General features: G+C 62.3%; 14 protein-coding genes. 7 read left to right on the top strand and 7 right to left on the bottom strand.

Features of this window, described 5'->3' with window-relative positions:
* Window positions 1-179: 179 nt before the first annotated feature.
* The 4 genes from ACO07N_RS12585 to ACO07N_RS12570 form a co-directional block, all read right to left on the bottom strand.
* Window positions 180-326 (bottom strand): hypothetical protein, encoded by a 147-nt coding sequence (locus ACO07N_RS12585; protein ID WP_421981345.1) that lies wholly within the window; start codon window positions 324-326, stop codon window positions 180-182.
* Between the two features lie 119 nt (window positions 327-445).
* Window positions 446-1,045: a short chain dehydrogenase gene (locus ACO07N_RS12580; protein ID WP_421981344.1), complete on the bottom strand. Its 600-nt coding sequence runs from the start codon at window positions 1,043-1,045 to the stop codon at window positions 446-448.
* Window positions 1,042-1,404: a MerR family transcriptional regulator gene (locus ACO07N_RS12575; RefSeq protein ID WP_421981343.1), complete on the bottom strand. Its 363-nt coding sequence runs from the start codon at window positions 1,402-1,404 to the stop codon at window positions 1,042-1,044. The genes ACO07N_RS12580 and ACO07N_RS12575 overlap by 4 nt, the downstream gene beginning before the upstream one ends.
* Window positions 1,405-1,603: 199 nt before the next feature.
* Window positions 1,604-1,741 (bottom strand): hypothetical protein, encoded by a 138-nt coding sequence (locus ACO07N_RS12570; protein ID WP_319385746.1) that lies wholly within the window; start codon window positions 1,739-1,741, stop codon window positions 1,604-1,606.
* A gap of 136 nt (window positions 1,742-1,877) precedes the next feature.
* Between ACO07N_RS12570 and ACO07N_RS12565 the strand changes: the two genes are divergently transcribed.
* The 4 genes from ACO07N_RS12565 (at window position 1,878) to pheT (ending at window position 8,227) form a co-directional block, all read left to right on the top strand.
* On the top strand, window positions 1,878-2,795 hold the full coding sequence (locus ACO07N_RS12565; RefSeq protein WP_421981342.1) for a LysR substrate-binding domain-containing protein: 918 nt from the start codon (window positions 1,878-1,880) through the stop codon (window positions 2,793-2,795).
* Window positions 2,796-3,985: 1,190 nt separating this feature from the next.
* Window positions 3,986-5,068: a phenylalanine--tRNA ligase subunit alpha gene (gene pheS / locus ACO07N_RS12560; protein ID WP_421981341.1), complete on the top strand. Its 1,083-nt coding sequence runs from the start codon at window positions 3,986-3,988 to the stop codon at window positions 5,066-5,068.
* A 26-nt stretch (window positions 5,069-5,094) separates the two neighbouring features.
* Window positions 5,095-5,748: a phenylalanyl-tRNA synthetase subunit alpha gene (locus ACO07N_RS12555; RefSeq protein WP_421981340.1), complete on the top strand. Its 654-nt coding sequence runs from the start codon at window positions 5,095-5,097 to the stop codon at window positions 5,746-5,748.
* A 61-nt stretch (window positions 5,749-5,809) separates the two neighbouring features.
* Window positions 5,810-8,227, top strand: coding sequence for a phenylalanine--tRNA ligase subunit beta (gene pheT / locus ACO07N_RS12550; protein WP_421981339.1), 2,418 nt, complete (start codon window positions 5,810-5,812; stop codon window positions 8,225-8,227).
* Between the two features lie 362 nt (window positions 8,228-8,589).
* Here the strand turns inward: pheT and ACO07N_RS12545 are convergent, their stop codons facing one another.
* Window positions 8,590-8,910 (bottom strand): hypothetical protein, encoded by a 321-nt coding sequence (locus tag ACO07N_RS12545; protein WP_421981338.1) that lies wholly within the window; start codon window positions 8,908-8,910, stop codon window positions 8,590-8,592.
* Window positions 8,911-9,035: 125 nt separating this feature from the next.
* Window positions 9,036-9,380, bottom strand: coding sequence for a hypothetical protein (locus tag ACO07N_RS12540; RefSeq protein WP_421981337.1), 345 nt, complete (start codon window positions 9,378-9,380; stop codon window positions 9,036-9,038).
* Between the two features lie 197 nt (window positions 9,381-9,577).
* Here ACO07N_RS12540 and ACO07N_RS12535 point away from each other — a divergent pair, with 197 nt between their 5' ends.
* From ACO07N_RS12535 to ACO07N_RS12525, 3 genes are all read left to right on the top strand, one after another.
* Window positions 9,578-10,222 carry a nucleotidyltransferase family protein gene (locus ACO07N_RS12535; protein ID WP_421981336.1) on the top strand — a complete coding sequence of 215 codons (645 nt, stop codon included), beginning with the start codon at window positions 9,578-9,580 and terminating at the stop codon, window positions 10,220-10,222.
* Between the two features lie 66 nt (window positions 10,223-10,288).
* The gene (locus tag ACO07N_RS12530) at window positions 10,289-10,648 is read left to right on the top strand and encodes a Rap1a/Tai family immunity protein (RefSeq protein WP_421981335.1); all 360 of its coding nucleotides are present in this window, start codon (window positions 10,289-10,291) and stop codon (window positions 10,646-10,648) included.
* A gap of 147 nt (window positions 10,649-10,795) precedes the next feature.
* Complete coding sequence (locus ACO07N_RS12525; protein WP_421981334.1) at window positions 10,796-11,161, top strand: VOC family protein; 366 nt, start codon at window positions 10,796-10,798, stop codon at window positions 11,159-11,161.
* Window positions 11,162-11,191: 30 nt separating this feature from the next.
* Here ACO07N_RS12525 and ACO07N_RS12520 read toward each other — a convergent pair whose 3' ends face one another.
* Entirely contained in the window at window positions 11,192-11,863 is a 672-nt protein-coding gene (locus ACO07N_RS12520) for a DUF2161 domain-containing phosphodiesterase (protein WP_421981333.1), read from the bottom strand.
* Between the last annotated feature and the right edge of the window lie 251 nt (window positions 11,864-12,114).

Here is a 12,114-nt window from a genome sequence, read left to right as displayed (position 1 = left end):
ACCCCGGACGCAGCGCAGCGGAGATCAGGGGCCCACTCGTTTCCAGAGCGCCGGTTGTTTCACAGTGGGGCGTCCGCCGTTTCCCGACCAACGCAGGCTGTTCGAGGCAAGGTGGATTGGATCCCGGATCAAGTCCGGGATGACGTAGTTGGGCGTGGCAAAAAATACGTCTCCAATCGTCACCCCGGACGCAGCGCGGCGGAGATCCGGGGCCGGAGAGCGGTGACGTCGCCGTCAAACACGGGAACACCAGCCAGGCCCCTGCCACCCTGATCCCGGCTCGCGCTCTGCTTGGCCGGGATGACGACAGACGGTATCGGCGACACGGTTTCCATCTCCCGTCATTGCCGGACCTGATCCGGCAATCCATGCCGCAACGCCTTCGCGCGGATCAAACCTTGCAGCCCGGCGCGCATTTGTTCGGCGGGCCGATGACACAAGGCAATCAGTCCACGGTGACCACCTGGCCCGTGATCGCGCCTTCGACGCATTTGGCGTAGGCGAGGCCGACGCGCCTGGACGAGACCAGGTCGTGGCCGGGAAACCAGGCACCGTACTGCTCCGCCGAGACTTCGAGCAGACCGGGACTGACGACGTTGATCCTCCGGCTTCCCGGCATGTCGATCGCGGCCGATTTGACAAAACCGGCGAGCGCTCCGTTCGCGATGGCGGCCCCTGTTCCCATCAGGACAGGGTCCCGATCCAGAATGCCGCTTGTCAACGTGAACGAACCGCCGTCCCGGACCGTTGTCAAACCGGCCAGAACGAGCCCGACCTGCGTGAGCGCCTTGTTTTCAAGACCGAACCGGTACTTTTCGACGCTCATGTCCCCGAGACGCGCGAATTCGACCTCGCCGGCGGCCGAGACGACCGCATCGACGGGACCGGTCGCCCGGTACATCGCCTCGACACTCTCGGGCGATGCCAGATCCACGCGCACGTCGCCGGAGTTGCGGCCCGCCGTGATGATCTCGTGCCGTCCGGAAAGTTCGTCGAAAGCCGCCTTTCCGACGTCTCCCGACGCTCCTACGAGAATGATCTTCATGACACCTCTCTTTCAATTTTCCTGTAAGTCGCAATCTTGTGGGCAAGCACATCCGCACAGCGGTCCAGCTCGGCCCGGCGCCGATGGAGGCGTTCTTCATGATTGAGCAGCACCGTCTTGCGCTCCGCAATGCTTGCCTCGCCCTCGCGGTAAAGCGCTGCGAACCGCCGCATTTCCTTCATCGGCATGCCGGTCTTGCGCAGCCAGTAGAGCAGGACGAGCCACTCGACGTTTTCCGGCGAAAAGCGCCGCAAGCCGTCGGGTCCGCGCTCGATCGGCGGCACAAGACCGGACTTTTCATAGAACCTGATGGTATCGGCACTCAGGCCGGACCTTGTTGACGCTTCTGAAATCCGCATGAGGTGCCTCTCCGGGTTTGGGCAAACTTACCCGTCTGGAGCGACTCCAGGTCAAGGCCAAATCGTCTCGCGGTCAAAAAACAGAAACGGCGCCGGACAGGGTCCAGGCGCCGTTTTCTGTTTTAGTCGAATGTGACTGCCCGGGTGGCCGGACATGTCTGGCTTCTCATGAGACCGGCGTTTCAGCCGGTCCGATGCTCTAGCGCCGGTTGAACGGCAGATCCGCGAGTTCCCGCGGGCTCATGCGCTGGATGGCCGGATGGGACAGGGGATCGGTCCGATCGTACCAGGACGGCGATGTCGCCTTGGTCTGGCGGCGCAAAAACAGTTTCATCATGAGTTTCAGTCTCCTTTTTATTGTTCTTTTGGTCATGGCCAAATTCCTTTTATGAATTTAGCTATGCTGGATATTTATAGCTTATCACTGCTGAAAAAAATCGACTTCTTCTGATTTTCGATTTAGCTTTTCTAAAATGAAGAACCTCAACAGAGTCCACCTTTCCGGATTGCGGGCCGTTGAAGCCGTCGCCCGGCTCGGATCGATCAAGGCCGCGGCCGAAGAACTCGGTGTCACCGTCGGGGCCGTCAGCCAGCAGGTCCAGAAATCCGAAGCGCAACTGGGCGTACAGCTGTTCGAGCGCCGGAACCGGCTCTTGCTGCCGACCGCGCACATGCTTGCGATGCAGCCGCATCTGACAACAGCCATGACCTCGCTGTCCACGGCGGTCGCAACGACCGAACGCGGCCGGGAAGACGCGCTGACCATCTCGGTCGCTCCGGTCTTTGCCGGCAAGTGGCTTGTCTGGCACCTGAAGAGTTTCAACAGGGCGCATCCGGGCATTCGCGTGCGCGTGGAGGCGACCGTCGACCTCGTCGATCCGGATACCAGCGACGTCGACCTGTGCATCCGGGTCGGGCGCGGGCCCTACCCCGGGCTCAATGCGAAAAAGCTTCTCAACCAGCGGGTTTTTCCGGTCTGCAGTCCGGCCCTGGCGGAGGAGATCCGCGAACCGGCGGATATCGGCAAGCTGCCGGTCATCCGCGACCCCGGCCAGATGTTCAGCTGGAAAACCTGGCTCGATCTCTTTGGCCTGGAGGAGAGCATCCTGAAGGACGGGCCGACCTTCTCGGACGGCTCGCTCTGCCTTGATGCCGCCATCGCCGGCCAGGGCGTGTTTCTCGCCTGGGAAACCCTTGCCGTCTACGCGGTGAAGTCCGGCCAGGTCATCGCCCCGTTCCCGCAGCGCCCGGCAACCGGGCTCGGCTACTGGCTTATCAGCGGCAGGACAGCCCCGCGCACGAACGCAAAGAGCGCATTCGAAAGCTGGCTTCCGGAGGAACTCCAGGCCTCGATCGGACGGCCCAAAGGCGCGGACGAGGTTGAGGCGTAGGTCAGGGATGAGAAAGCACTCCCCACGTCAGTCATGCCATGGTTTGACGGAGAATGACGAATGGCAAGGGCCACGTCCTGAGGAGGCGCGCAGAACTGGTACGCGCGAGCCGAAGCGAAGGTTCCCTCTCCCGGTGGGAGAGGGTCAGGGTGAGGGATCAGATGTTCGCGTGTCTCACCGGGGCTTGTCCCCTCACCCGGCGCAGTCGCGCCGACCTCTCCCGACGGGAGAGGTTACCAAGGCCGGGCGAAAAATGCCCGTTCAACGCCAAGCAAAAGCCAAATCCTGCGGTAGTGCGCTGAGCTGCTGCGCAAGCGCCGCAGCGAAAGTCCCCTCTCCCGCCGGGAGAGGGTCAGGGTGAGGGATCAGATGTTCGCGTGTCTCACCGGGGCTTGTCCCCTCACCCGGCGCAGTCGCGCCGACCTCTCCCGACGGGAGAGGTTACCAAGGCCGGGCGAAAAATGCCCGTTCAACGCCAAGCAAAAGCCAAATCCTGCGGTAGTGCGCTGAGCTGCTGCGCAAGCGCCGCAGCGAAAGTCCCCTCTCCCGCCGGGAGAGGGTCGGGGTGAGGGATCAGACGTTCGCGTATCGCACCGGGGCTCGTCCCCTCACCCGGCGCAGTCGCGCCGACCTCTCCCGACGGGAGAGGTTACCAGGGTCCGGCGAACAAATGGCCCGTTCAACAAAATTAGGCACACTTCAAACACACAGGGTCCCGGTCTTGCCATTCATAAGGCAAACCGGGAGAGCGGGGAATGGATCCCCGATCAAGTCCGGGGGTGACTTCAGAAAGCATGTTGGCTTCTGGAGAGTACTTGCTTGTCCGGATTGACGTTTCCGAGGTTCGCCGATCTAAGGCAAGCCTGCCATTGCCTCTTGCCTTCGCCTCGTCTTCAGGTACATTGCGCCCATGACCGACCGCACGAAGCATCGCTGTTCCTCCGGCCACGCCGCAGTTTCGCTGCGCTTGCGTGCCTTTGCGGTGCGTGTTCCCGAACTGCAGGGTCCGGCCTGCGGACGATTTATGCGCTGAGGCGCCCGGTCTTTCATCCCTGAAAATCGGCGTTTTTCCATTCACCTGGGGCTCACGCAATAATGCGGTCGAGGCCGTGGCATTCAGCGTCATTATTCGCTAAAAGACCCCGACTTTCATTTCTGCGCGCGGCGCGCGCACCGACAACCGAGCACGCATGTCAAATCTCGACGTTTTAGAAACCGATCTCCTGGCGGCCATCGACGGCGCGGAGACCGAAACCGCCCTTGAGGACATCCGGGTCACGACCCTTGGCAAGAAGGGCAAGATCTCCGAGCAGATGAAGACGCTCGGCAAGATGACGCCGGAAGAGCGCCAGGTCATGGGGCCGGCCCTCAACGGGCTGAAAGCCAGGATCACCGACGCGATCAGCGCCCGCAAGGACATTCTTGCGGAAGCGGCCCTGGAAGCGCGCCTTGCCAGCGAAACCATCGATGTCACCCTGCCGCTGCGCCCGTCCCCTGCCGAAGCCGGCCGCATTCATCCGGTCAGCCAGGTGATCGACGAACTCACCGCCATCTTCGCCGATATGGGCTTCTCGATTGCCGAAGGTCCGGACATCGAAACGGATGAACTGAACTTTACCGCTCTCAACTTTCCCGAGGGCCATCCCGCGCGCGAAATGCATGACACGTTCTTCTTCAACGAAAAGGAAGACGGCGAGCGCCTGCTGCTGCGCACGCACACCTCGCCCGTGCAGATCCGAACCATGCGTTCGCAGGAGCCGCCGATCCGCGTGATCATTCCGGGCCGCACCTATCGCTGCGACAGCGACCAGACCCACACGCCGATGTTCCACCAGGTGGAAGGCCTGGTGATCGACAAGGAGAGCCATTTCGGCCACCTGAAATGGGTCCTGCTGGAATTCTGCAAGGCCTTTTTCGAGGTCGACGACATCAAGATGCGCTTCCGCCCGAGCTTCTTCCCGTTCACGGAACCGTCGATGGAAGTCGACATCCAGTGCGACCGCTCCGGCGGCGAGGTCAGGATCGGCCAGGGCGAAGACTGGCTGGAGATCCTCGGCTGCGGCATGGTGCATCCGAACGTCATCCGCAACTGCGGCCTGGATCCGGATGTCTACCAGGGGTTCGCCTGGGGCATGGGAATCGACCGGATCGCCATGCTGAAATACGGCATGCCGGACCTGAGAGCCTTCTTCGACGCGGATGTCCGCTGGATCCAGCATTACGGCTTCCGTCCGCTCGATCTGCCGACCCTGTTCGGCGGCCTGTCCACCTAATCACCCGGATCCTGGGGCAAACGTCTATGTCATTGATCACCCGCTTAACCCTCGTCGTCATGCTGCTTCTCGGCGCTGTCCTCCCGGCCACCGCCCAGACGGCAGACAGAGACGAGCGCGTGCCGACACCAACGTCGTTCATGGAAGCGTGCGCCGAGAAGATCGAGTCCCGTGGCCGCCTGCGGTTTTGCGACACCTATTTCCGCGACAAGCTCGGCACGGAAGCGGACGCCCTCCTTTACCTGCGGGACCGGATCACCACGCTGCGCGCCAATCACGAAGCGAGCTCGGCCGAAAAGTACCAGAGCTTCCTGCAGGCGATCTATATCGTCGCCTTCCTGACGATTGCCTCGATGGTCCTGATCGCCAGCGACCGGCGCATTGGCGGAACAGCCAAGTGGGCGGGCCTGACAAGCACCGCCGCGCTCCTGGTCATGGTCGTGATCGTCGCGATGGGATGGCTCGGGAAGTACCGGGCGGAATATGCGGCCCAGGTCGAACTCGGCATCCTGCGCGACCGCATCGAGGCGGAAGCCGCACAGGCGATTGCCACAAATCAGCAGATCACGCCGGACATGGTGCGCCGCTGGACAGGCGAATTCGGTGAGATCGGCCGCCGTTTCGCGGAGAGCTACGGCGACGCGACCGTGCTGCCCGAGGTCGGCCGGTTCGGCAACTGATCTTTCGAATTGACCGGATATGCGGCCCACGACGCCGCGCAAGAGATAAAGAGTACCGAAGATGAAGTTCACCCTTTCCTGGCTCAAGGAGCACCTGGAAACCGATGCCAGCCTGGAAGAGATCGTCGAACGGCTGACGATGATCGGGCTGGAGGTCGAAGAGGTCACCAACCGCGCCGACAGGCTGAAACCCTTCCGGATCGCCAAGGTCCTGGAAGCCGAACAGCATCCGAATGCCGACAGGCTGCGTGTGCTCAAGGTGGATACCGGCGAAGGCGATCCGGTTCAGATCGTCTGCGGGGCGCCCAATGCGCGTGCCGGACTGGTCGGCGTGCTCGGCAAGCCGGGCGATTATATTCCCGGTCTGGACACCACCTTGTCCGTAGGCAAGATCCGCGACGTGGAAAGCTTCGGGATGATGTGCTCGGAGCGCGAGCTTGAACTGTCGGACGAACATGACGGCATCATCGACCTGCCCGCGGACGCGCCGGTCGGCGTGAACTATGCCGAGTGGGCGGGACTGGACGAGCCGGTCATCGAAATCGGACTGACGCCGAACCGGCCGGACTGCACCGGCGTCTACGGCATTGCCCGCGACCTGGCCGCCGCCGGCCTCGGCAAGCTGAAAGAACGCTCGCATGAGCAGATCCGCGGCAGCTATCCGTGTCCGGTTGAGGTGTCGCTCGACTTCGGCGACACGAAGCCGATGTGCAAGGCATTCGGACTGCGCATGGTCAGGGGCATCAAGAACGGCCCGTCGCCGCAGTGGCTGCAGGACCGTCTCACGGCGATCGGCCTCAGGCCGATCAACATCCTTGTCGACATCACCAACTACATCACCTTCGACCAGGGCCGTCCGCTGCACGTGTTCGACGCCGACAAGGTGCACGGAAACCTGGTGGTCCGCCGCGGCAAGGAAGGCGAGAGCCTCGATGGCCTCAACGGCAAGTCCTACGAGGTGGACGACACCGTCTGCGTGATCGCCGACGACAACGCGGTGGAAAGCCTTGGCGGCATCCTCGGCGGGGAACCGTCCGGCTGTACGGATGAGACGGTGAATGTCCTGATCGAGTCCGCGCTTTGGGACGAGGACGACATTGCGGCCACCGGCCGCAAGCTCGGCGTCAACACGGATGCGCGCTACCGCTTCGAACGCGGGGTCGATCCCGACTACATGATGCCCGGCCTGGAATATGCCACCCGCATGGTGCTCGATCTGTGCGGCGGCGAGCCGTCGGAAACGACCCAGGCTGGCCGCGTTCCGGACAGCAGCAACATCATCGAGTTCCCCTATTCGGAAATCCGGCGTCTGTCGGGTGTCGAGGTTTCGCTCGCCGAGGCAAACCTGACGCTGAAATCACTCGGATTCTGGATTTCCGGCGGCGGCGACACGGTCAAGGTCGCGGCGCCGAGCTGGCGTCCGGACATCGAGGGCAAGGCCGATCTCGTGGAAGAGATCGTGCGCATCATCGGTCTAGACCGGGTGCCGCTGACCCCCCTGCCGCGCACCGGCACCGTCGGGCAGAAGGTCCTGACAACCGGGCAGATCCGGCGCAACCGGGCACGGCGTGCGCTTGCCGCGCGCGGGTTCAACGAGGCCGTGACCTGGTCATTCATCTCCAGGCCCCAGGCCGAACTTTTCGGCGGCGGCAATGCCACGCTCGAGCTCGCCAATCCGATCTCTCCCGAGATGTCGGACATGCGCCCGAGCCTGCTCCCGGGCCTGTTGACTGCGGCCCAGCGCAACGCAGACAGGGGTTTCGGCGATGTTGCCCTCTTCGAAATCGGCCAGGTTTTTCACGGCGACACGCCCGAGGGCCAGAAGATGGTCGCCGCCGGCGTACGCCGGGGCACGGCGAAACTTCAGGGTCCCGCCCGGCACTGGTCCGGAAATTCGGCGGATGTGGACGTCTTTGACGCGAAGGCCGACGCGGAAGCCGCGCTTGCCGCGATCGGCGCACCGGTTGACCGACTGCAGGTCTATACCGATGCCCCGCCGACGTTTCATCCCGGACGTTCCGGCTGTCTGAAACTCGGGCCGAAAAACACGCTGGCGGTCTTCGGCGAAGTCCACCCGCGGACGCTTGCCGAGCTTGATATCGAGGGTCCCCTGGTGGCATTCGAGATCGACCTCGACGCTCTGCCGCAGCCGAAGAAAAAGACGGGCGGCTCCAAGGGGGCACTCAACGCCAGCCACCTGATGCCGGTCCGGCGCGACTTTGCGTTCCTCGTCGGCCAGGATGTTGTTGCCGAGACGGTGCTGAAAGCGGCAAGAGGTGCGGAAAAGACCCTTATTGCCGACGTGACCCTGTTCGACATCTATGAAGGCCAGGGTGTGCCGGACGGTCAGAAATCCGTTGCGATCGACGTGCTGCTGCAGCCGCGCCAGAAAACGCTAACGGATGAGGAAATCGACGCGGTGGCGAAGAAAATCATCGCCAATGTCGAAAAGGCGACCGGCGGCACGCTTCGGGGCTGACCCGGCCGGGAAAGAGCGACCAACATGCGCGCAGCGGATCCTTCAAAATACGCTGCGCGCGACGCGCCATGCGGCCCGATTACCGTGTAGCGGGGCCTAGGTGATGGACTCATAAATGAGACTGAAATGGCATGCGAAATGGCGAGATCCCGTTAGGAAGGGTGTGCGGAGCGGGCTTCCTGCCCGGTCAAGCACGCTGACGACACGGGGTGAAGCCATTTCCATGTCCTTCGGATTTGACCGGAATGCTCCTCCTCTGCGTCGCGAAAGGCTCGAAAATGAACCACATTTCCTGCGCTTCCGCTCCTTGAGGAGAAGCAATCCGCCTCAAACCATTTCGGCCTCATTTATGAGTCCATCACCTAGCGGAAGTTCCGGCTCCGGAAGCACTGGTTGCCGACTGCGCATTTCTTGTTGTCTTTCGTGGGTGCGAATTTCGGGCGCAGCATCTTCGCATCAGGCGAGCAGTAGTTCGACGTCGCGACAAACTTGTCGAAGGTCGTCGGACCCGTGGTCATGACGACACTGCCTCTCTGTTTGACGAGAGCCTGTGCCTGGGCGCATGTGAGCTGACGCGTGTCGGGCCGCGCCTGCGCATGTGTCACGGACACGGATGCCATCAGGGTCGCCGCCGTAAGGCCAAAGGCGGCCGCTGCGGCGCAAAACGGTCTGGCGAAGGTCATCAGGCACACTCCCCACTCGGAGGGCCGGCGGACGTTTCCGTCCGGCGGCCGTCTGTCTCGTTCACACGCGTCAATCCGGTACCGCCGCCGGTAAATCCCGGCGCGGCACTGGATCCTGTTTCATTCTAGAAGTCGTTGAACCTCAGGATATTCGGATCAATACAGACACGCACCAGGCATTGCCGCACGTCCTTGGTCGGCACCCACTGCTTGTTCGTGACCTCTCCGTGTTGGCAGAAGTTCCGGGTATAGACGTACCGGTCAAACGTGTACTGACCGGTGCGCAGGACCGCGGCACCGTTCTGCTTGATCAGCGATTGCACCTGTCCACAGGTGAGAGAGCGCGTGTCGGGCCTGCCTGACTGTGCATACGCCCCCTGAACCGAAACTGTGGTGAGTGCCGTAGCCCCGATCGCCAACACCATACATTTACGCAGGGATTTCGAGACGTCTTCGGAAAATGTCTTCATTCGAACCATCCAGATCTGGCTGCCCCGTCTCAAACATGGCACCGGAAACGGGTGTGTCAAGCAAGAGACGGATGTACATCTGATCACTCATTTTCAACTGTGCCGGGCAGCCTCGTAAAAGCTACGTATGCTTTATAGGTCTGTGCCCTTGACCTCAGAATCGGATAGCGTCATCGACCCGGAAAAAGGACTATCCCATGACAATGCCTCCCGGCTCCAACAAGCCCGCCGCATTCGGCGATCCGTATCAGGCCCGCGAGGAAGACCGCATTGCCCACCTGACGGACGTGATCGCGTCCGTGCCGCATGTCATGGAGGTCCTTGCCGCGATCCGCGATCTCGACCTGCCCGATGCCTGGCTGGTTTCCGGCGGCCTTTACCAGACGGTCTGGAATGTCCTGACCGGGCGGGCGCTGCTTTACGGCATCAAGGATTTCGACGTCATCTATTTCGACGGGCAGGACCTTTCCTACGAGGCCGAAGACGACGTCATCAGGCGCATGAACGACGCCCTTCCCGAATTCGCCGACCTGCTCGAAGTACGGAACCAGGCACGCGTCCACCTTTGGTACGAGCAGCGCTTCGGCCGGCCTTATCGCCCTCTCGATTGCTCCATGGATGCGCTGACGACCTATGCGGCCCGCACACACGCGGTTGCAGCGCGCCTCAAGGCAGACGGCACGCTCGACATTCACGCACCCTTCGGCCTGGCGAACCTCTTCGCCATGCGCCTGGTGCCGAATTTCACGCAGCAGAATGAAGAGACCTACGTGGAGAAGGCAAAGCGGATGAAGGATCTCTGGCCGGAGCTGGAGGTGGTGCCGTGGCGGCAAACCGGGTGATCACGGATTGACAACGGCAACAGTCTGTAGAGAGGTGTGACAAACGCTTTGGAGGGGACGGATCAAATGCGGACATTCGGACTGGCAGTGGCGGCCTTTGCCCTGGTGACGCTCATGGATGCGAAACCGGCACACGCCCTATCGGGCAATGATCTTTTTTCAGCCTGCCAGTACGGCCGGCCGGTCAGCAAGGATGTCTGCTACGGATATGTCGTCGGCGCTCTGGCGCAGATTTCAGCCGGCAGACAGCAGGCGCAACGGGACGGCACCGACTACCCGTGGAACATCTGCATCAGCAACGAATATTCCTACAAGCAGTATGTCGAACTGTTCGTCGCGTATCTCGGCGAAAACAAGGCGCAACGACACATCGATGCCTCCTGGCTATTCCTGAGCGCAATGGAAGATGCCATTCCCTGTAACTGAACTTCCCGTTTCAGATGACCGGAGAGCGGCGCACCGGCTCCGATCTTTGGAACTTACTTCATGGCGTGTGCTGCGCTCGCAGACCGCCTGCTGCGTGTGCTAAGCTCCCCTCCGTGACCGCCAGAAAACGCAGAGCAGGGGATTTCCATGGCCACATTTCGCTACATTGTCGACGATGTCGATCAAGCGGTGTCCTTTTACCAGGATCAGCTCGGATTTGCGCTCGAGCAGCAATACGGACCCGCGATGGCGATCCTGAGCAGGGACGACCTGCAGCTCTGGGTCGCCGGTCCGCCGGCCTCGGCGTCCAGGCCGATGCCGGACGGCTCGAAGCCCGCCCCGGGCGGCTGGAGCAGGATAGTCGTGGTCGTCACGGATATTGCCGGAACGGTTGAAGACCTTCGCGGGGCCGGGGTCCGCTTCAAGAACGATATCGTCGAAGGCCCGGGCGGCCGGCAGATCCTGTGCGAGGACCCGTCCGGCAACGTCGTGGAACTGTTCCAGCCGGGCTGAGGCCCGGGCTGATTTGACCGCTGCGCCGTGTCAGGCGTCCTGATCCCGTTCGGCAAGCGACTGCCTGCCCTTTGGGGTCAATCCGTAGATGCCGCGCTCGACGCGCTCGAACCAGCCATAGTGATCATCCGCCATCATCCGGGTTGCCCGGGCAACGCCGGTCGCCTTCGCGACCTCCGCACCTCGGCTGGGACCGTTGGCGTTCAGATGGTCCGCGCAGCGCATGGCATCCTGGCGATAGGCGGTCACAAGCGTCACGCGTGTCGACCCGCCCGTGTTGGGATCGCCGACACGTCTGGCGAACTCCCTGAGCAGACGGTCCCTGCGCTGTTTCGACTTGCGCGGCGCATACGGCGCCGGATCGATGTGCACCTCGACCAGTCCGTCGGAAAGCCGCACCGTGATCAGGCCAAGGCCCAACCGCCTGGCGAGCTTGAGATTGTTCTTCAGGGCGGATTGGAAGCGCCGTCCGGGGCCGCGCGCAACGGCTACGTAGACCGCGTCGGTCACCGACTGGCGCGCAATGGCCTGGTGAAACAGGCCGAGCGTGAACCCGGTCTTCAATTCGACGATGACGGGGTCCTCGTCCCCGCGGCAGGCGACAATGTCCGCTGCGCCGACTTCGGCTTTCACCTCATATCCCTGTTCGGTGAGGTACGCTTTGACAGGCTGGTAGAGTTCGGTTTCCAGAATGCGGCCCATCGCAAGACCTTATACCAACCTTCATAGATAGAAACCCATTTCATGGCATCAAACCGGTCCACTCGGTCAGGCGTGGTGCGCAGCGCGTTGCCGGCGCATCGGGCAAGCGCCACAACGCAGCCGATGGCCGGTTTCATGCCACCGGAGGCCGGGTTCTTTTGCCCCAATGCCGCGTTGCGATTTGCTTGAAGTGCCGGCACTACCGCGCAAACCGCGTCTTGCCTTGTGGCAAAATAATCCCGGTGAAATGG

It is taken from the genome of Roseibium sp., from assembly GCF_965229775.1.
Lineage (GTDB): Bacteria > Pseudomonadota > Alphaproteobacteria > Rhizobiales > Stappiaceae > Roseibium.
This window is presented reverse-complemented; position numbering and strand designations above follow the sequence as displayed.

Coding starts and splice junctions, on each gene's coding strand:
- ACO07N_RS12525 (WP_421981334.1), top strand. CDS start 10,796: ATGGCCACATTTCGCTACATTGTCGACGATGTCGATCAAGCGGTGTCC.
- pheS (WP_421981341.1), top strand. CDS start 3,986: ATGTCAAATCTCGACGTTTTAGAAACCGATCTCCTGGCGGCCATCGAC.
- pheT (WP_421981339.1), top strand. CDS start 5,810: ATGAAGTTCACCCTTTCCTGGCTCAAGGAGCACCTGGAAACCGATGCC.
- ACO07N_RS12520 (WP_421981333.1), bottom strand. CDS start 11,863: ATGGGCCGCATTCTGGAAACCGAACTCTACCAGCCTGTCAAAGCGTAC.
- ACO07N_RS12545 (WP_421981338.1), bottom strand. CDS start 8,910: ATGACCTTCGCCAGACCGTTTTGCGCCGCAGCGGCCGCCTTTGGCCTT.
- ACO07N_RS12580 (WP_421981344.1), bottom strand. CDS start 1,045: ATGAAGATCATTCTCGTAGGAGCGTCGGGAGACGTCGGAAAGGCGGCT.
- ACO07N_RS12565 (WP_421981342.1), top strand. CDS start 1,878: ATGAAGAACCTCAACAGAGTCCACCTTTCCGGATTGCGGGCCGTTGAA.
- ACO07N_RS12535 (WP_421981336.1), top strand. CDS start 9,578: ATGACAATGCCTCCCGGCTCCAACAAGCCCGCCGCATTCGGCGATCCG.
- ACO07N_RS12540 (WP_421981337.1), bottom strand. CDS start 9,380: ATGAAGACATTTTCCGAAGACGTCTCGAAATCCCTGCGTAAATGTATG.
- ACO07N_RS12555 (WP_421981340.1), top strand. CDS start 5,095: ATGTCATTGATCACCCGCTTAACCCTCGTCGTCATGCTGCTTCTCGGC.
- ACO07N_RS12530 (WP_421981335.1), top strand. CDS start 10,289: ATGCGGACATTCGGACTGGCAGTGGCGGCCTTTGCCCTGGTGACGCTC.
- ACO07N_RS12575 (WP_421981343.1), bottom strand. CDS start 1,404: ATGCGGATTTCAGAAGCGTCAACAAGGTCCGGCCTGAGTGCCGATACC.
- ACO07N_RS12570 (WP_319385746.1), bottom strand. CDS start 1,741: ATGATGAAACTGTTTTTGCGCCGCCAGACCAAGGCGACATCGCCGTCC.